The 18,159-nt window shown below is 69.2% G+C and carries 18 protein-coding genes; 3 read left to right on the forward strand and 15 right to left on the reverse strand.

Features of this window, described 5'->3' with window-relative positions; translation table 11 throughout:
- Positions 1-43: 43 nt before the first annotated feature.
- The 10 genes from AC3A6J_RS19950 to AC3A6J_RS19995 form a co-directional block, all read right to left on the reverse strand.
- Positions 44-1,270 (reverse strand): class I SAM-dependent rRNA methyltransferase, encoded by a 1,227-nt coding sequence (locus AC3A6J_RS19950; RefSeq protein ID WP_487861718.1) that lies wholly within the window; start codon positions 1,268-1,270, stop codon positions 44-46.
- Complete coding sequence (locus AC3A6J_RS19955) at positions 1,267-2,280, reverse strand: tyrosine-type recombinase/integrase (RefSeq protein ID WP_487861719.1); 1,014 nt, start codon at positions 2,278-2,280, stop codon at positions 1,267-1,269. Before AC3A6J_RS19955 ends, AC3A6J_RS19950 begins: the two co-directional genes overlap by 4 nt.
- A complete protein-coding gene (locus tag AC3A6J_RS19960; protein ID WP_487861720.1) occupies positions 2,264-2,899 on the reverse strand; it encodes a YdcF family protein in 636 nt (211 codons plus the stop codon). Before AC3A6J_RS19960 ends, AC3A6J_RS19955 begins: the two co-directional genes overlap by 17 nt.
- Positions 2,896-3,591 carry a DUF484 family protein gene (locus AC3A6J_RS19965; protein ID WP_487861721.1) on the reverse strand — a complete coding sequence of 232 codons (696 nt, stop codon included), beginning with the start codon at positions 3,589-3,591 and terminating at the stop codon, positions 2,896-2,898. The genes AC3A6J_RS19960 and AC3A6J_RS19965 overlap by 4 nt, the downstream gene beginning before the upstream one ends.
- Entirely contained in the window at positions 3,588-4,469 is an 882-nt protein-coding gene (dapF, locus tag AC3A6J_RS19970; protein WP_487861722.1) for a diaminopimelate epimerase, read from the reverse strand. Before dapF ends, AC3A6J_RS19965 begins: the two co-directional genes overlap by 4 nt.
- 58 nt (positions 4,470-4,527) lie before the next feature.
- On the reverse strand, positions 4,528-5,349 hold the full coding sequence (locus tag AC3A6J_RS19975; RefSeq protein ID WP_487861723.1) for an alpha/beta fold hydrolase: 822 nt from the start codon (positions 5,347-5,349) through the stop codon (positions 4,528-4,530).
- A gap of 77 nt (positions 5,350-5,426) precedes the next feature.
- The gene (locus tag AC3A6J_RS19980) at positions 5,427-7,001 is read right to left on the reverse strand and encodes an MFS transporter (protein WP_487861724.1); all 1,575 of its coding nucleotides are present in this window, start codon (positions 6,999-7,001) and stop codon (positions 5,427-5,429) included.
- Positions 7,001-8,896, reverse strand: coding sequence for an amidohydrolase (locus AC3A6J_RS19985; protein WP_487861725.1), 1,896 nt, complete (start codon positions 8,894-8,896; stop codon positions 7,001-7,003). Before AC3A6J_RS19985 ends, AC3A6J_RS19980 begins: the two co-directional genes overlap by 1 nt.
- The gene (locus AC3A6J_RS19990) at positions 8,889-9,170 is read right to left on the reverse strand and encodes a XapX domain-containing protein (protein WP_487861726.1); all 282 of its coding nucleotides are present in this window, start codon (positions 9,168-9,170) and stop codon (positions 8,889-8,891) included. The genes AC3A6J_RS19985 and AC3A6J_RS19990 overlap by 8 nt, the downstream gene beginning before the upstream one ends.
- A gap of 34 nt (positions 9,171-9,204) precedes the next feature.
- Positions 9,205-9,861 (reverse strand): hydrolase, encoded by a 657-nt coding sequence (locus tag AC3A6J_RS19995; protein WP_487861727.1) that lies wholly within the window; start codon positions 9,859-9,861, stop codon positions 9,205-9,207.
- 167 nt (positions 9,862-10,028) lie between these two features.
- On the opposite strand from AC3A6J_RS19995, the gene AC3A6J_RS20000 reads away from it, so the two are divergent.
- Positions 10,029-10,946, forward strand: coding sequence for a LysR family transcriptional regulator (locus AC3A6J_RS20000; RefSeq protein ID WP_487861728.1), 918 nt, complete (start codon positions 10,029-10,031; stop codon positions 10,944-10,946).
- Here the strand turns inward: AC3A6J_RS20000 and AC3A6J_RS20005 are convergent, their stop codons facing one another.
- Positions 10,947-11,588 carry a DsbA family protein gene (locus tag AC3A6J_RS20005; protein ID WP_487861729.1) on the reverse strand — a complete coding sequence of 214 codons (642 nt, stop codon included), beginning with the start codon at positions 11,586-11,588 and terminating at the stop codon, positions 10,947-10,949.
- Positions 11,589-11,604: 16 nt separating this feature from the next.
- Entirely contained in the window at positions 11,605-12,000 is a 396-nt protein-coding gene (locus tag AC3A6J_RS20010) for an I78 family peptidase inhibitor (protein WP_487861730.1), read from the reverse strand.
- A 149-nt stretch (positions 12,001-12,149) separates the two neighbouring features.
- Here AC3A6J_RS20010 and AC3A6J_RS20015 point away from each other — a divergent pair, with 149 nt between their 5' ends.
- Together AC3A6J_RS20015 and dkgB are read left to right on the forward strand one after the other, a co-directional pair.
- Entirely contained in the window at positions 12,150-13,355 is a 1,206-nt protein-coding gene (locus tag AC3A6J_RS20015; protein WP_487861731.1) for an MFS transporter, read from the forward strand.
- A gap of 56 nt (positions 13,356-13,411) precedes the next feature.
- A complete protein-coding gene (dkgB, locus tag AC3A6J_RS20020) occupies positions 13,412-14,260 on the forward strand; it encodes a 2,5-didehydrogluconate reductase DkgB (protein WP_487861732.1) in 849 nt (282 codons plus the stop codon).
- Positions 14,261-14,299: 39 nt separating this feature from the next.
- Here the strand turns inward: dkgB and AC3A6J_RS20025 are convergent, their stop codons facing one another.
- The 3 genes from AC3A6J_RS20025 to AC3A6J_RS20035 form a co-directional block, all read right to left on the reverse strand.
- On the reverse strand, positions 14,300-15,868 hold the full coding sequence (locus tag AC3A6J_RS20025; RefSeq protein WP_487861733.1) for a patatin-like phospholipase family protein: 1,569 nt from the start codon (positions 15,866-15,868) through the stop codon (positions 14,300-14,302).
- 254 nt (positions 15,869-16,122) lie between these two features.
- A complete protein-coding gene (locus tag AC3A6J_RS20030; RefSeq protein WP_487861734.1) occupies positions 16,123-16,839 on the reverse strand; it encodes a hypothetical protein in 717 nt (238 codons plus the stop codon).
- A gap of 13 nt (positions 16,840-16,852) precedes the next feature.
- Positions 16,853-18,064 carry an amidohydrolase family protein gene (locus AC3A6J_RS20035; protein WP_487861891.1) on the reverse strand — a complete coding sequence of 404 codons (1,212 nt, stop codon included), beginning with the start codon at positions 18,062-18,064 and terminating at the stop codon, positions 16,853-16,855.
- Positions 18,065-18,159 lie beyond the last annotated feature (95 nt).

Raw genomic sequence — 18,159 nt, forward strand, 5'->3', positions numbered from 1 at the left:
AAACGGGGAAGGAAGGACTGGCCGGCAGTTTAGCCAATGCCACTCAGTTGCGCTTTCTCACCACCACCAGCCCCTTGAGGTACTCGCCTTCAGGGAATTCGATGGTCATCGGGTGGTCGGGCGCCGCGCCGAGCCGCTCGCTGATGTAGCCATCGACTTGCGCATCGATGCCGGCGGAAGCCACGATCTTGTGGAACAGATCGGCACTGATGCCGCCCGAACAAGAAAACGTGAGCAGCACGCCGCCCGGTTCGAGCAGCTTGAGCGCGAGCCGGTTGATGTCCTTGTAGGCGCGCGCTGCGCGTTCGGCATGGGCGACCGTGGGTGCGAACTTGGGCGGATCGAGCACGATGGCGTCGAAGCTGCGCCCCTGTTCGATGAACTCGCGCAGCGCCTTGTTCACGTCGGCGTCGAGGAACTCGGCCTTCAGCCCCGGCGCTTCGCCATCGTCGCCGAAGCCGTTGAGTGCCAGGTGCGCCCGCGCGCGCTCGAGCGCCGGCAGCGACGAGTCGACCGACACCAGTTCGGCGCCCTCGAGCGCGCCGGCCGCGCGCAGCCCCGCGAGCGCCGCCACCGTGAAGCCGCCGGTGTAGCAAAAGCAATTGAGCACGCGCCGAAAGCGCCGATGCTGCGCGAGTTCGGCAAAGCGCTGCCGGCTGTCGCGCTGGTCGAGGTAGAAGCCGGTCTTGTGGCCGGTTGCGATGTCGAGCGACAGCGTCCAGCCATGCTCACGGATCGTGAGTTCGGTGCCGCCCTCCCCGCGCAGCCAGCCCGTGACGGGCTTCAGGCCCTCGCGTTCGCGGCCGCTGGCGTCGGAGCGTTCGTAGAGCTTCGAGAGGCCGGTCGCCGCGAGCAGCGCGTCGGCCAGTGCCGCTTTCCAGCGCTCGACCCCGGCCGAGAGGAACTGCGCCACCAGCGTGTCGCCGTAGCGGTCGACGATCAGGCCCGGCAGGCCATCTGCCTCGCCGTGCACCAGCCGCACGCCGTCGCTCTGCAGGTCGAAGAGCCCGCGTGCGGCCACCGCGCGTGCGCACACCGACGCCAGGAAGGCCGCATCGATGCGCTGCGTTTCCACGAAGCTCCAGGCCCGCGCGCGGATCTTCGACACCGGGCTGAACGCTGCCCACGCCAGGAAGGCGCCCTCGTGCGATTCGACGCGCACCGTCTCGCCCGCGTCGGCACCGCCGCGCGCAATCGCCGATTCGAAGATCCAGGGATGGCGGCGCTGCAGCGAGCGTTCCTTGCCGGGTTTGAGGCGCAGGGTTTTCATGGTTTTTTCTTGTTGTCGTCTTTGTCGTCCCTGGCCCGGGCCCGCGGATGCGCCGCGTCGTAGGCCTTGGCCAGGTGCTGGAAATCCAGCCGCGTGTAGATCTGGGTGGTCGAGATGTTGGCGTGGCCCAGCAGTTCCTGCACGGCGCGCAGGTCGCTGCTCGACTGGAGCACATGGCTTGCGAACGAATGCCGCAGCATGTGCGGATGCACCGGCGCCGCGAGCCCCGCCTTCAGGCTGCGCTGGCGCAGCAGCTTCCACACGGCCTGCGAGGACATGCGCGCCCCACGGCTGTTGATGAAGAGCGCCGCGGCACTGTCCGGATCGCGCTGCGCCGAAGCCCCGAGCGCCGGGCAGTCGCCGCGCACCGCGAGCCATTCGCCGACCGCCTCGGCCGCCTTGGCGCCGATCGGCACCAGCCGCCGCTTGCCGCCCTTGCCGAGCACATTGGCTTCGCGCGATTCGAGATCGATCCAGCCACGCGCGGTAGCACTCGCCCGTGCGTCGAGGCCCGTCAGCTCGCTCACGCGCAGGCCGCAGCCGTAGAGCACCTCGACGATGGCGCTGTCGCGCGCCTCGGTCCACGGATCGGCCTCGGCGTCGTAGAGCTCGGCGAGCTGCACCGCATCGTCGACCCCCAGCGCCTTGGGCAGCGGCCGCGCGGCCTTGGGTGCATGCACGTCCTTGACCGGGTTGAAACCCACCAGCCCTTCGTTGCCGAGCCAGCGGTAGAAGCTGCGCCAGCACGAGAGCACCAGCGCGATGCCGCGCGGCTCGCGCCCCGATCCGTGCAGCTGCGCCATCCAGCGCCGCACGTGCGCGGTCTGCACCCGGTCGAGGGCGAGGCCGGCTTCGGCGGCGTTGGCCTTCAGCGCCTGCAGGTGAATGGCGTACAGCTCGACGGTGCGCGCCGCCAGTCGGCGCTCCACGCGCACATGTTCGAGGTACTTCTCGGTCCAGCGCGTTGCGGCGCTTTCGGGTACGTCGGCAAGGTCAGTGGAGGTAGCCATGGAGTGCATTGTTCACGACCGCCAGCGGCTCGCGCAACGCGCCCTTGAAAAGCATGCCCCAGCGCTGCCAGCAGCGCGTGCGTGCCGCCGCGTACTGCACGTCGAATTCGCGGTCGAAGCCGCTCGCGCGCACCAGCCGCTCGGCGCGCCAGAGGTGGTACGGCTCCGACACCACGATCACGCTGCGCACGCCCGCGTCCCGCAGCAGCGGACGAGAGAGCGCAAGGTTCAGCCGCGTCGAGGTCGAGGCCGGCTCCAGCAGCACCGGCCCGGCATGGCCCTGGGCCTGGGCATGCTGCGCCATCACTTCGGCCTCGACGCGCCCGTCTTCCTTGTCGATGCCGCCCGAGAACACCAGTTGCCGCACCCGGCCCTCGCGCGCGAGCGCGATCGCGGCATCGACGCGGCCGGTGAGGCAGGGATTGGGCTTGCCGCGCAGGTAGGCGCGGTTGCCGAGCACGAGCGCGGCATCGGCCGTTTGCGCGGGCGGATGGTCGAGCGCCACGGCGGCGCGCCGCCAGATGGCGCCCGCGATCGCCAGGTAGGCCAGCAATCCGGCAAGCAGCGCGGCGGCCAGCACCGCCCGTGCGGCCCGCCAGGACCGCCGCCGGCCGCTCAAGGCCGCAGCCGCGACAGCGCGCCCGAGGCCAGCTGGGCGATGCGCTCGAGGAAGTCGGTGCCCATCTCGGCATTGAAGCGCTGGGCGTCGGGCGAGGCCAGCACCAGCAGCCCAAAGGCCGGCGACTCGGCGTCCGCCCGCAGCGGGATCAGCGCGATCGAGGCCGCCCCGGTCGGCTCGGGCAGCCAGTTGGCGGCCTCGAAACCCGAGTTGAGCCCGCAATAGGGCGAGGTGAGCGAGGTGGCGAGCGCCTTCACGTCGTCGCTCACCCACTGCGCATAGGCTTCGTTGAGGTAGTCGGCACCGCAGTCCCACATCTTGATGGCGGTCTGCGGCACCAGGAACAGCGACTGCAGGTCGACCGCGATGCGGTAGGGCAGGCTGCGCGGCTCTCGCGTGGTCAGGAGGCCGGTGGTCCAGCGCTGCAGCCGGTCGGCGATCACCACGTTCTCGGTGCCGTGGCGCACCATGTCCATCAACCGATGCTCGAGCGCCTTGATCTTCTCGCGCAGCATCTCGGCCTGGCGCTCCTGCAGGCTCACGGCGCGGTTGCCGTGCGGGCTGGTGAGCTGCACCTGCGCCAGCAGCTGCGCATGCCGCTCGAAGAAGTCGGGCGTGTTCGCCAGGTAGTTCGCGATGTCGTCTTCGGTGATCGGGTTCATGGCGTTGTCGATGTTCGTGGTCTGGGTCATGGCAGTTCGGGCACGTCGATGTCGCCCTCGAAGACGGTGGTGGCCGGCCCGGTCATGAGGACCGGCTGGCCCTCGCCGTGCCATTCGATGGTGAGGATGCCGCCGTGCGTCTGCACGTCGACGCGGGCGTCGAGCCGTCCGAGCCTGATGCCCGCCACCACGGCCGCGCAGGCCCCGGTGCCGCAGGCCAGCGTCTCGCCGGCGCCGCGCTCGAACACGCGCAGCCTGATGTGCGTGCGGTCGAGCACCTGCATGAAGCCGGCATTCACGCGCTGCGGAAAGCGCGGATGGTGCTCGATCTGCGGCCCTTGCACGGCGACGGGTGCGGTGTCGACGTCGTCGACCAGTTGCACCGCATGCGGGTTGCCCATCGACAGCACCGCGACCGGGACAATGGCGCTGTCGGCATGGGTGCCGAGCGCCAGGTGCCAGGTATGCCAGCCGCCGTCGGGCTGCGCATCGAGGCCGGCGATATCGAAGGGCACGCGCTCGGGCTCGAACACCGGCGCGCCCATGTCGACCGTGACGCGGCCGTCGGCACCCATGCGCGGCGCAATCACGCCGGCCAGCGTCTGCACGCGGACCTCGTCCTTGTCGGTGAGCTGGTGTTCGCGCACGAAGCGCATGAAGCAGCGCGCGCCATTGCCGCACTGCTCCACCTCGCCGCCGTCGGCGTTGTGGATCACGTACTGGAAGTCGATGCCCTCGGCACCCTGCGGCGGCGGGCGTACCGTCAGGATCTGGTCGGCGCCCACGCCGAAATGACGGTCGGCCAGAAAGCGGTACTGCGCGGCGCTGAGGCCCAGCGTGCCGCGCGTCTCGTCGAGCACGACGAAATCGTTGCCGGCCCCCTGCATCTTGGTAAAGCGGATTCGCATGGGCGGATTATCGCCATCGGCGCCGCCCCTCGCGCCGCAAGGGCCGAGCGGAGCGGGCTCAGCCCTTGATGAAGGCCAGCAGGTCGGCGTTGACCTGCGCCGCATGCGTGGTGCAGGTGGCGTGCGGCGCGCCGGGATACACCTTGAGCTGGCTGCCCGCGATCATCTCAGCCGCCAGCTTGCCGGTGGCCTCGAACGGCACCACCTGGTCGTCGTCGCCGTGGATCACGAGCGTGGGCACGTCGATCTTCGCCATGTCGGGGCGGAAGTCGGTCTCGGAGAAGGCCGTCACGCAGTCGATCGTGGCCTTGATCGACGCCTGCAGCGCGATCTGCAGCGTCTGCTTGAACACGCCCTGCGACACCGTCGCGCCGGGACGGTTGGTGCCATAGAACAGCGTGCTGAAGTCATCGAGGAACTGCGGCCGGTCGGCGGCCAGCCCGGCGCGGATACCCGCGAACAGCGAGGCGTCGGGGCCCACCGGATGGTCGGCGGTCTTCATGAAGAGCGGCGTCACCGCGCTGATCAGCGCGAGCTTGGCCACGCGCGCGCTGCCCTTGCGCGCGATGTAGCGCGTGACGTCGCCGCCGCCCATCGAGAAGCCCGCAAGGATCACGTCGTTCAGGTCGAGCTTCTCGATCAGTTCGGCGATGTCGTCGGCGAAGGTGTCGTAGTCGTAGCCGGTCCAGGGCTGGCTCGAACGGCCGAAACCGCGGCGGTCGAACGCGATGGCGCGGTAGCCGCGCTCGGCGAAGAACAGCATCTGCGCGTCCCACATGTCGGCGCTCAGGGGCCAGCCGTGGCTGAAGACGATCGGCTGGCCGGTGCCCCAGTCCTTGTAGTAGAGCTCGGTGCCGTCGCGAAGGGTCAGTGTTGTCATGGTTTTTTCCTTTGGGAGTGGATGAAAGATACGAGAGAAGAATGAAAGAAAGGTGAAGCAGGAAGCGCACCGTTTTTTCAGAGCGCGAGGAAGTGGTGCACCTCGGGCCGCGCCGGTCCGATGTGGAAGCGCAGCGCCTCGGCCTGCAGGTCGGCATCGGCCTGCGACACGCGGTGGTGCTGGCGCAGGTGCTCGGCCCACGACTCCACGAGGAACCATTCCATGATCCGCTCGGGATCGCCCGTGTGTTCGTGCAGCCCCCAGGCATAGGCGCCGTCGCGCCGGCGTTCGAGCGACAGGCGCTTCATGGCGGCCATGAACGCCGCGCGGTCGTCCTTGCGGATGCGGTACTCGACCTGCACCATCACCGGCCCGCGGTCATTCGCCACGGGCTCGGCCAGGAGCGGCTCGGGCCAGTGGTTCGAGGCCTGCAGGTCCGCCTCGCCGGTGGGCAGCTTCACGCGGTGGAACACCAGGCCCGCGATCACCAGCCCCACCGCCCCCGCCGCCAGCGTGGCAGGCACGCCGACCTGCTGCGCGACCAGGCCCCAGCCCAGGCTGCCGGCGGCCATCGCGCCGTTGAACACCGTGAGGTACACCGCGAGCCCGCGTCCACGCACCCAGTTCGGCAGGATCGACTGCGCCACGCCGTTCAGGGTGGTGAGCGCGATGATCCAGCCCAGGCCGAGCAGCAGCAGGAGCAGCACCGCGAGCCACTTCGGCGGCGCGAACACCAGGCTGCCCATCACCGCGGCGGCGAGCAGCGCGGCCAGCAGCAGCATGCCGTCGGCATCGAGCCGGGCCCGCAACCGCGGCATCACGAGCGCACCGGCGATCGCGCCCGCGCCCACGGCGCCGAGCAGCACGCCATAGAAGCCCGCGCTGCCGCCGAGCATCTGGCGCGCCACCAGCGGCAGCAGCGCCCACACCGAACTCGCGAAGACGAAGAACACCGCCGCGCGCAGCAGCACCACGTGCAGTTCCTTGCTGGCGCGCGTGTAGCGCAGGCCGGCGCGGAAGGCGCCGAGGAAGTTCTCGGACAGTCCGCTGTCCACCGCCGCCGGCCGCTTCCACCAGAGAAGCGCCGCGATCACGAACACATAGCTCAGCACGTCGAGCCCGTAGGTCGCGGCCGCGCCGAAGCTCGCGAGGATCAGCCCGCCTGCGGCCGGCCCGATCGAGCGCGCGATGTTGATGCCCAGCGAGTTCAGCGCCACCGCGCCCTTGAGGTCGGCGCGCGGCACCAGCTCGGGCACGATCGACTGCCAGGTCGGCCCCATCAGCGCGGCGCCGATGCCGCCCACGAACGTGAGCGCGATCAGGTATTCGACCGTGAGCGCGCCGGTGTGCGACAGCACCAGCAAGGTGCCGCTGACCGCCGCGAGCACGAGCTGCACGAAGATCAGGAAGCGCCGGCGGTCGAGGATGTCCGAGAGCACGCCCGCCGGGATCGCGAGCAGGAACACCGGCAGCGTCGCCGCCGTCTGGATCAGCGCCACCGCGGTCGGGCTCGCCGACAGGTCGGTGACGAGCCACGAACTCGCCACGTCGCGCATGAAGCTGCCGATGTTGCCGAGCACCGTGGCAGCCCAGAGCACCGCGAAGACGGGTTGGCGCAGTGGCGCGAAGGCGCCTTTTTGGGTTTCGGCCATCACACCGCCCAGCAGGCGCAGCCGAGCGCGCCCCAGAAGCTCTTGAGGTCGGCGATCGGCAGCTTGCTGCTCCAGGCCGTTGCATGCCGGTGGCCGTGCACGTTGCAGTCGTTGGCGCAGGCGCAGGCCATTGCCGCCCTGTGCAGTGCGTTCTGCAGCGGCGCGCCCTCGGCCGCATCGGCCCAGCCCGCATAGCCGCCGAAGGTCCGCGCGGGCGACCAGTCGGGCATGGCGGGCGGCGGTGCGCCTTCGTCGAGCGCGGCGAAGGGCCCCGCGCCATAGACCACCTTGCCGCCCACCATCGTGAGCAGCGCCGTGGTGTCGGCAATGTCCGATTCGGCGCAGGCGAAGAAATCGCGGTCGGGCACCACGAGGTCGGCGAGCTGGCCGGCCTCGATGCGGCCCTTTTTGCCCTCCTCGTTCGAGAACCAGGTGACGTTCTCGGTCCACATGCGCAGCGCCTGCTCGCGGTCGAGGCAGTTGCGCTGCGGGTACAGCTGCATGCCGCCCACGGTCTTGCCCGTGACCAGCCACGACAGCGACACCCACGGGTTGTACGAGGCGACGCGCGTGGCATCGGTGCCGGCCGAGACCTTGAGGCCGCGCTCGAGCATCTTCTTGACCGGTGGCGTCGCCTCGGCCGCGCCGGCGCCGTAGCGCTCGACGAAGTATTCGCCCTGGTAGGCCATGCGGTGCTGCACCGCCACGCCGCCGCCGAGCGCGGCGATGCGGTCCATCGACTTCTCGGAGATGGTCTCGGCATGGTCGAAGAACCAGTTCAGGCCCGCGAGCGGCGTGTCCTTGTCGACCTTCTCGAACACGTCGAGCGCGCGCTCGATCGTCTCGTCGTAGGTGGCGTGCATGCGCCACGGCCAGCGGTTCTGCGCGAGGATGCGCACCACGCCTTCGAGTTCGCCTTCCATCTCGGGCGCCAGCTCGGGGCGCGGCTCGCGGAAGTCCTCGAAGTCGGCCGCCGAGAACACCAGCATCTCGCCCGCGCCGTTGTGGCGGAAGTAGTCGTCGCCCTGCTTGTACGTGGCCTTCGCGGTCCAGTTCAGGAAATCCTGCTTCTCTGCCTTGGCCTTCTGCGTGAACAGGTTGTAGGCCAGGCGGATGGTGAGCTGGCCGTCGTCGGCCAGCTTCTGGATCACTGCGTAGTCGTCGGGATAGTTCTGGTTGCCGCCGCCCGCGTCGATCGCGCCGGTCACGCCCAGGCGGTTGAGTTCGCGCATGAAGTGGCGCGTGGAATTGAGCTGGTAGTCGAAGGGCAGCTTCGGCCCCTTGGCGAGCGTGGCATAGAGGATGGCCGCGTTCGGCTTGGCCAGCAGCAGGCCGGTCGGGTTGCCGTGGCCGTCGCGCACGATCTCGCCGCCGGGCGGCGCGGGCGTGTCCCGGGTGTAGCCCACGGCGCGCAGCGCGGCCGCATTGAGCAGCGCGCGATCGTACAGGTGCAGGATGAACACCGGCGTGTCGGGCGCCACCGCATTCAGTTCGGCGATGGTCGGCAGCCGCTTCTCGGCGAACTGGTGCTCGGTGAAGCCGCCCACCACGCGCACCCATTGCGGCGCCGGCGTGACTGCCACCTGCCGCCGCAGCATGCCCATCGCATCGGCCAGGCTCTTCACGCCGTCCCAGCGCAGCTCCATGTTGTAGTTGAGGCCACCACGGATGATGTGCAGGTGGTTGTCGATCAGGCCCGGCAGCACGCGCCGGCCCTGCAGGTCGATCACGCGGGTGCGGCTCGCCGCGAGCGGCAGCACGTCTTCGGCGCGGCCCACGCGGACGAAGCGGCCGTCCTGGATGGCCACCGCGTCGGCGCCCGGGTTGGAACGGTCGAGCGTGGTGAAGCGGCCGTTGTGCAGGATCAGGTCGGGCGCGGCGTTCTCATCAGCCATGGCGGGTGTCCTTCGCTTTCTGTGCGGGGTCGGTCGGCAGGCACTGGGGCAGCTCGCCGAACACGTGCGGCTTGACCTGGTGGTGCAGCCACGAACTGGCCGCAGTCGGCGGGGCCATCAGGCTGCGCACCAGCGGCGGCAGCTGCTCGCCCACGAGGATGCCGAGCAGGCCGACCAGCGCGATCACCGGCGGCGCCGGCGAGCGCACTTGGAACAGCGCGTAGATCACGCCGACCAGGAGGCCCAGCGCAAGGGAGACGATGTAGGGCTTCATGGCCGGTGCTTTCGTTTTGACGTGCTTCGCCGCATTAGCCTTCGTGGGCGCCGAACATGGCCTTGGCGTAGTCGATGCCGATGCCGTAGGCGCCGCCCACCTTTTTGGCGATGCCGGTCGTGAGTTCGTAGGTCTCGCCGCGCGCCCAGTCGCGCTGCAGTTCGAGCAGGTATTGCAGCGAGGTCATCGGCCGTGCACCGGCCTGCACCATGCGGTCCATCGCGCGGTTGTGCGCCTCGGCCGAAACGTCGCCGCAGGCGTCGGCGATCACGTACACCTCGAAACCCTGGTCCAGCGCCGACAGCGCCGGGCCCACGATGCACACGCTGGTCCACAGGCCCGCCAGCACGATGCGCGGCTTGCCGATCTCGTTCACGCGAGCGATCACGGCCGCGTCTTCCCAGGTGTTCATCGAGGTGCGGTCGAGCATCTTCTGGCCCGGAAAGGCCGCGCCGATCTCGCCGAACATCGGGCCCGAGAAGCTCTTCTCGGCCACCGTCGTGAGGATGGTCGGCACCTTGAAGCCGGCCGCCGCCTGCGCCACCAGCGCCGCGTTGTTGCGCAGCGTCACCGCATCGATCGAATGCGTGGCAAAGGCCATCTGCGACTGGAAGTCGATCATCACCAGCGTGTGGTCGTCGGGGGTCAGCAGCGTGGCGCCGGCGGTGGGGGTGGCTTGGATGGACGGCATGCAAATACTCCAGAAGTTGGACAAAGGTTCGATTCGATTCACAATGCGCTTCGGGAACATTTCCCTTGGCATAGGTTCGATCATCGATGCCTTTTTGCCGGCGATTGGCGAAACTTTTCAGCGTCATTGTTCGAATTTTTCGAACATTGATTTTCGGAGGACCCCGCGTGCTCAAGCTCAGCCTCGAAGCCATCGAAGTCGTCGACGCCATTGCGCGCCATGGCTCCTTCGCCGCCGCCGCCGCGCGGCTCAACAAGGTGCCGTCCACCATCTCGTACGCCGTGGGCAAGCTCGAAGAGCAGCTCGGCATGCGGCTGTTCGAGCGCCACGGCCCGCGCGTCCATCTCACGGCCGCGGGCGAAGAGATGCTCAAGGAGGGCCGCTGGCTGCTGAATGCCGCGAGCGATCTCGAATCGCGCATGCGGCAGATCGCCACCGGCTTCGAGTCGGAGCTGCGGCTGGTGCACGATTCGATCATTCCCACGCCATCGCTCATCGGCGACATCCACGCCTTCGAGGCGCTGCGCTGCGGCACGCGGCTGCGCGTGGGTTGCGAGGCCCTCACCGGCACCTGGGAGGCGCTGCGCGAAGGCCGCGCCGACCTCGTCATCGCCGCGGGCGAGGGCCCCGCGGGCGGTGGCTACCAGGCGGCGATGGTGGGAAGCCTCGAGTTTGCGTTCTGCGTGGCACCGAGCCATCCGCTCACGCGGCTCAAGCGCCCGCTGCAGCGCGGCGACCTGATCGAGTGCAATGCGATCGTCGTGGGCGACAGCGCGCGCACGCTGTCGGACCGCACCGTCGGCCTGCTCGCCGGGCAGCCGCGCATCACCGTGCCCTCCATGGCCACGAAGATTGCCTGCCAGGCCGCCGGCCTGGGCCACGGCTTCCTTCCACGCGCCTGCATCGCGGGCGAACTGGCGCGCGGCACGCTGGTCGAGCTGCCGACCGAGGAACCGCGCGCACCCGAGGCGTTCTGGCTCGCATGGAAGACCGGCGCCGAAGGGCAGGCGCTGCGCTGGTGGCGCGAACGGCTGAACCGCACGCTCGTGCCTGCGTTGCTGCCGCGGTCGGTGCTGGCGGGCTGATCAGCCCCGCTGCTGCGCGCGCAGGCGGTCGAGCGCCCGGTCGAGGAATGCCAGGCGGTCCTGGCCCCAGAAGCGCTCGCCGTTCAGGATGAAGGTCGGCGCGCCGAACACGCCCGCCTCGACGGCTTCGGCGCTGTTCGCGCGGTACACCGCGAGCACTTCGGCCGACTGCTCCTGCGCCTGTAGCGAGGCACCGTCGTAGCCGTTTTCGTTCGCCACCGCAATGCGAACCTCGGCCTGCGAGGTGTCGCGCTCCTCGGCCCACAGCGCGCGCAGCAGCGCATGCGAGAGCGGCTGCGCATCGAGCCCCTGCAGTTGAGCGGCGATCACCATCCAGCCCGGGTACTTGTTCCAGTTCGGGTCGACCGCCGCGCCCTTCGGGTAGTAGGCCGGCTCGAGGCTGAGCGGCATGCCGAGGAAGTCGCGCCAGCGCGCCAGTTCGAGCGCGTGGTACGTGCGGCGCGGCTCGGGCCGCGTCTTCAGCGGAATGCCGCCGGTCTGCGGCACCACCGCCTGGAAGTCGTAGGGCTTGAGCGCGAGCCGCACATGGTGGCGGCGCACGATGTCCTGCAATTGGGGCCCGCCGAGGTAGGCCCACGGGGACGAGAGGCTGTAGTAGCAGTCGAGCGCGATGGAGGTCATCGCGGCATTATCCGATTCAGCCGCAGCGCGCGCCGGCGATGCGGCCCTGCGCATCGACGTCGACATTGAGCCGCTTCGGATCGGCCGGCGCCGGCAGTGGCTCGCCGGGGGCGGACGTTCGCACGGTGCTCGATCCGGTGCGCGAGAGCAGTTCCTCGAGCAGCGGCTGCGCGACTGGACGGCCGAGCGCGTAGCTCGCCTGGGTGGCCTGGCATCCAGGGTCGGCGGGCACGGTCACGAAGGTCGGCGGCGGCGGGACTTCGGAGGTGAGCGGTCGGAATTCGGGTTGGGTCTGGCAAGCCGCGAGGAACACGGTTGCAAAAAGGAGCGCCGCGCCGGTCAGGGACTTCGCCGTGCGGCGCCCGCTCGCGGAATGGAAACCAGTGGGGGGTTGCTGTCGGGTGTTCTGCATCGGCCTGCCGTTCTTTCGTGTCTGCAAGTGCAACGGCATCGTAGCGCGACGCGATTCTTGAGTTTCAGGCAAGTATCTTCTGCCTGGAACCTGCTTATTCTGCAAAGACAAACGTCACACACTCCTCCTTGTCACAGAAAGAGTGCCTCATGCCCATTGCCCTTTTCGCGCTCACCCTGAGCGCCTTCGCCATCGGGACGACCGAGTTCGTCATCGTCGGCCTGCTCCCCACCGTCGCTGCCGACCTCGGCATCGGCCTTCCGTCGGCCGGCCTGCTGGTCAGCCTCTATGCACTGGGCGTGGCCATCGGCGCGCCGGTGCTCACCGCGCTCACGGGCCGGCTGCCGCGCAAGGCGCTGCTGCTCGGGCTGATGGCGCTGTTCACCGTGGGCAACCTGCTTGCGTGGCAGGCGCCGGGCTATGAATCGCTGATCGCTGCGCGCGTGCTCACGGGCCTGGCGCATGGGGTCTTCTTCTCGATCGGCTCGACCATCGCGACCGGCCTGGTGCCGAAGGACAAGGCCGCGAGCGCGATCGCCGTCATGTTCACGGGCCTCACGGTGGCGCTGGTCACGGGCGTGCCGCTGGGCACCTTCATCGGGCAGCACTTCGGCTGGCGCGAAACCTTCCTGGCGGTCTCGGCGCTCGGCGTGCTCGCCTTCGTGGGCAGCTGGATCTTCGTGCCCGGCAACATCCGCCACACGCCACCGGCTTCGCTGGCGCAGCAGGCCAGGGTGCTGGCGGAGCCGCGGCTGCTGCTGGTGTATGCCAAGACGGCGATCGGCTATGGCGGCTCGTTCATTCCGTTCACGTTCCTCGCGCCGATCCTTACCGAGGTGTCGGGATTCAGCGCCGGCGCGGTCGGCTGGGTGATGCTGGTGTACGGTGTGTCGGTGGCGCTGGGCAACATCTGGGGCGGCCGGCTGGCCGACCGCATGGGGCCGATCCCGGCGCTGAAGATCATCTTCGCGCTGCTCGCCGCAGTGCTGCTGGTCTTCAACTTCGCGGCGCCGCACAAGTGGCTCGCGCTGGCCGCGGTGCTGATGTGGGGCGCGGTCGCATTCGGCAACGTGCCGGGGCTGCAGGTGTACGTGGTGAAGCAGGCCGAACGCTTCACGCCGCAGGCGGTGGACGTGGCCTCGGGCCTGAACATCGCGGCCTTCAACCTGGGCATTGCGGGTGCGGCCTGGGCCGGCGGGCTGATCGTGACCCACCTGGGGCTGATGCACACGCCATGGATCGGCGCACTGGTGGTGCTGGTGTCGCTGGCGCTCACGCAATGGAGCGGAACGCTCGACCGCCGTGCCGGCATTCCGGTGCGCGCAGCAGCAGGCCCGGTGGCGGTGGGCCACTGATTCCTCTTCTTCTTTTTTCTTTCCTGATTGATTCCAACGCACAAAGGAACGCGACCATGACGACCACCAACCCCAAGACCTCCAACGCCGCCGACAGCACGTCGGTTCCCGCCTTCGGCCTCGGCACCTTCCGCCTCAAGGGACAGGTGGTGATCGACTCGGTGAAGAACGGGCTCGACCTGGGCTACCGCGCGATCGACACCGCGCAGATCTACGGCAACGAGGCCGAGGTGGGACAGGCCATCGCGGAAAGCGGTGTGCCGCGCGGCGACCTCTTCATCACCACCAAGATCTGGACCGACAACTACGCCAACGACAAGCTGATCCCGAGCCTGAAGCAGAGCCTCGCAAAGCTGCGCACCGAGCAGGTCGACCTCACGCTGATCCACTGGCCCTCTCCGGGCCATGCGGTGCCCGTGGCCGAGTTCATGGGCGCGCTGGCCGAGGCCAGGGCGCAGGGACTCACGCGGCTGATCGGCGTGTCGAACTTCAACATCGCGCTCATGAAGGAAGCCATTGCGGCCGTGGGCGCCAAGGAGATCGCCACCAACCAGATCGAACTGCATCCCTACCTGCAGAACCGCAGGGTGGCCGCTTTCGCCCAGAGCCAGGGCATCCACATCACCTCGTACATGACGCTGGCCTACGGCAAGGTGCTCGGCGACCCGGTGATCGGGGCGATCGCGAAGGCGCACGGCAATGCCACCACCGCGCAGGTGGTGCTGGCGTGGGCGATGCAGCTCGGCCATGCGGTGATCCCGTCTTCGACGAAGCGCGCGAACCTCGAAAGCAACCTCGCGGCGCGGCAGCTTCGCCTGACGGACCCGGAGATGGCGCAGATCGCGGCGCTCGAGCGCGGCGAGCGCCTGACCGATCCGGCCGGGCTGTCGCCGGCGTGGGATTGAAGAGGCGCGCGCCGGCGCTGTGCCGCCTGACGGCTGCCGCTAGACCGGCTTGAAGCCCCAGGCCTGCGTCTCGAATCCGGTGAAGCTGATCGGATTGGCGAGCGCCGGCGCGGCCGAGGCATCGCCATCGAGCTCAATGACCGCGGACGCCTGCTTGTTGCTCGCGCCGTACTTGCTCTGGATGTACCAGTAGCCCAGCTCTTCGGTCGGCTGCAGGCTCCACAGCTGCGTGTCGGCGTCGGCCGCCGAGATGGGCTGCATCACGATGGGCCCCGACCCGCTCGTGGCGTGCGGCTGCAGCGTCATGACGTAGTCGGTGCCCATCATCGTCTGCAGGTACCACCAGCCCGGTGCCTCGGGCCCTGCCGGAACGAAGCGCCATTGCTGGTTCTCGGTTCCCGTGGGCTTGGCGCCGAAGCCGATCACTGGCGTGCCCTTGTCGGTGCTGCCATTGTCGACGTCGAGTACGTACTGGTTGCCGCTCATGTGCTGGATGCAGTACGGCCCGAGGTTCAGCGTGCTCGCCGAGCTGCCGGCCGACGCCGCCCGGGGCACAGCCGTTGCTGCAGCAGCGCCCTTCTTCCCGGTGCCGGAGCTGGCCACCTGCTCGACGGGGCCGTCGGGCAGGTGGTCCCACCAGTACGCTTCGATCAATGCCTCGGCGCGCGCCGTGTCGGCGGTTCGGCCCTTTTCCTGCAGCAGGTCGATGGCCTGCTGGTAGGTCGTGTTCTCGGGAATGAAGAACGGCAGCCGCGGGTTGATGTTCACATAGCGGTCGCCAAGCAGCATGCCGGCCAGCATCGGCATGAGCTCGGTCGAGGTGCCGTTGAGGCACATGTCGAGGATCGGCCCGGGCTTGGACTGGTTCATGAGAAAGGGTGGCGTGCTGTTGAACGGATCGGCGACGCCGTTCATCCACTGGTCGGCGCCCCAGTCGCCGGTGTCGCTTGCGATCCAGTCGTACATCAGCCCGGTGCCGATGGTGATCGCCACGATGTTCTCGAGCTTGTGCCCGGCGCGCACGGCCAGCGAGATGGCCGCGACCGTCGGATCGTGGTTGAAGAAGGCGCCGTCGACGTTGCCCTCGTACGAGCCGAGCTGCCCCGGCATGGCGCCGCTCGAGGTCGCGGCCTTGGCGATCTCCACGTCGCCGTGGCCCGGGATCATGTTGGTGTACATCACGGGCTGCCAGGGAACGGGCGTCATGACGCCCTCGGAGGAGGTTTCGAGCTTGCCGACATTGAAGGTCACGAACAATGCCTTCTTACGCTGCAGTTCGTCCACCTTCAGCGGGCCGTGCAGCAGGAACTGCGAGTCGTAGACCTTCTGGATCGAATAGGCGGGCGCTTTGGGATTGGTGCTCATGGCGTTGTAGAAGCCGAGTTCGCCCTTGGGATCGGTGAAGAAATCGATCAGGTCCTGCGGCTTCTTTCCCGCGAGAAGCTCGCTCGTGATGATCGAGCCGGTCGAGCATCCGGCAATCAGGTCGGTGTGCTCGATAAGACCCGGAAATCGCTTGTAGAGCTTCTCGAGAATCGTGACCGACATCAAGCCTCGTATGCCGCCGCCGACGAACGAGAGGATGGTGAACTGCTTGTCTTTTTCCATGTGCCAACTCCTTTGAAAATGGCTCCCCCACTCAGGGAAGCGGAGTCTCTGGCGGCGCCCTGGGAGCGTCTACGCGTGGAATCCCGTTCAATCCATCGATGTACTGGGCCGTGCCGCGCGCCGCGCAAGATCTGCAACAAAGGTAGTCGTCCGCGTCGCGCCGTGCTCACGCGACAGCATCATCGAACGCATCGAGTGCATGCCTTAGTTCACCCGCCTCGGCAGGGGTCAATGCCTGCGCCCGCACGCGTGGTTCAGCCCGCTGCTGTGAGCCAGCGGCCCGTGGCCGGGCACACGTGAACGCGGGCGCCGTTCTGCCGGACCTGCGCTTCGTCGAACTGCGCCGCGGCCGCAGGATCGGTGTCGAACGCGATGCGCAGCGCGCGCGCGACATCGGGGTTCGCCACGGGCAGCTCCCAGCTCAGAAAGCACTGCGTCACGTCACTCCCCGCCGCGAAGTGCGCAGCATCGAAGCCGCTGCTGCCACGCCGGACCACGGCGTGGGGCTGCGCGGTGTCGAAGACCAGCGCGGTGCCCCTGGCCAGCGGCACGCGCAGGCCGACGTCGGGAAAGTGCACGTCGAGCCCCTTGTCGTCGCTCATGAAGAGGTTGCAGAAGACGGCGCTGCCGTACTGCTCGGCGTCGTGGTGGTACCGGGCGCCGCGGCAGGCCATGAGCGCCAGCGCGCTGCCGTCGAGCACGCCGGGCATGCCGAGCGCGGCGAGCCAGTCGGCCATCGCCTGCACCGAGCGGCCATGGTCGGGCCAGCGCATGCGCGCGCGCGCCAGCGGCAGGGGCTCGACGTCGCCGGGCTCGAGAAAGAGGCGCGTCGCGATCTCGCGTTCCCAGTCGGCCACGAGTCGCGCGGGCGGGGCGGGCACGTCGAGCGTGCCGACATGCACGGCGTCGCTCACGCTGCGGCTGCGGATCGCATCGCCGCACCAATGGAAGGCGGTCAGTCCGTCGCGCATGCCGCCGTGAGGGTCAGAGCGCGGCCACGCCGGCCTCGAGCACGCCATCGCGCGCCACGATGCGCCCGCCCGCCACCACGAGCCTGCGCAGCGGCCGCGCGACCACCGCGTGCGGGGCGGTCTGGGCATCGACCAGCACCAGGTCGGCGCGGCAGCCGGCTTCGAGGCCGTAGTGCGCAAAGCCGCAGCCGCGCGCGCCGGCATGCGTGACGGTGTCGAGCGCGACATCAATCTCGTCGTCGCGGCGCAGGTTGTAGCGCATGCCGATGAACATCGCGCGCTCCAGCATGTCGGGGCTGCCGTAGGGCGACCAGGTGTCGCGGATGCCGTCGTTGCCGCCACAAACCGTCACGCCGGCCTGCCGGCAGGCGATGAGCGGCGGCACGGTGCGCGACGGCGATGCGCTGGTGATCAACGCCACGCCCAGCGCGGCCATGCGCGCGAGCAGCGCGTCGCGCTCGCGCTCGGCGATGTCGCCCAGGCAGAAGCCGTGGCTGATCGCCACCCTGCCCTGCATGCCGAGCGCGGCCGTGCGCTGCAGGATCAGGTCGAGCGAGAACGCACCCATGGCGCCGGGCTCGTGCAGGTGGACGTCGAGCGGGCGCTGGTGCTTCTCGGCCAGGCCGAACAACAGGTCGAGCGAACGCACCGGGTCGCCATCGATGGCGCACGGGTCGAGCCCGCCGAGCACGTCGGCACCGCGCGCCAGCGCCTGGTCGAGCAGTTCGGCCGTGCCCGGCCGCCCGAGCAGGCCCGACTGCGGAAACGCGACCACCTGGATCTGCTGCACCGCGCGCATCGCCTCGCGCGTGCGCAGCGTGCCGTCGAGGTGGCGCAGGCCGGCCTGCGTGTCGATGTCGACGTGCGTGCGCAGCCGCGTGGTGCCGAGCGCGAGAAAGGCCTTGGCCAGCACCAGAGACTGCACGGCGGCGTCGTGCCCGCTCGCATGCCGGAAGGCGCGCTCGTTCTCGATCCGGTCGGTGAGCTGGGGCCCCACTTCGTTGCGGTACCAGTCCATGCCCCAGAGCGTCTTGTCGAGGTGGGTGTGGCTTTCGACGAGGCCGGGCAGCAGCAAGGCGCCGCCGCCGTCCTCGACGGGCGTGCCGGCCGGCGCGGCCAGGGCTGGGCCCACCGCCGCGATGCGGCCATCCTGCACGAGCACATCGACGGGAACATCGGGCGCAAGGCCGGCGGGACGCACGCGGCGCAGCAGGAGCGAGGGCATGGCGATCGGTTCTTTCACGGCATCGAAGGGAATTCGAGGATACCCGCGCGCAACCCGGTGCATGCGGCGCGCACGCTTCGGCCTGGAGCGAAGCG

This window comes from Variovorax sp. Soil_C_39 (assembly GCF_057656815.1).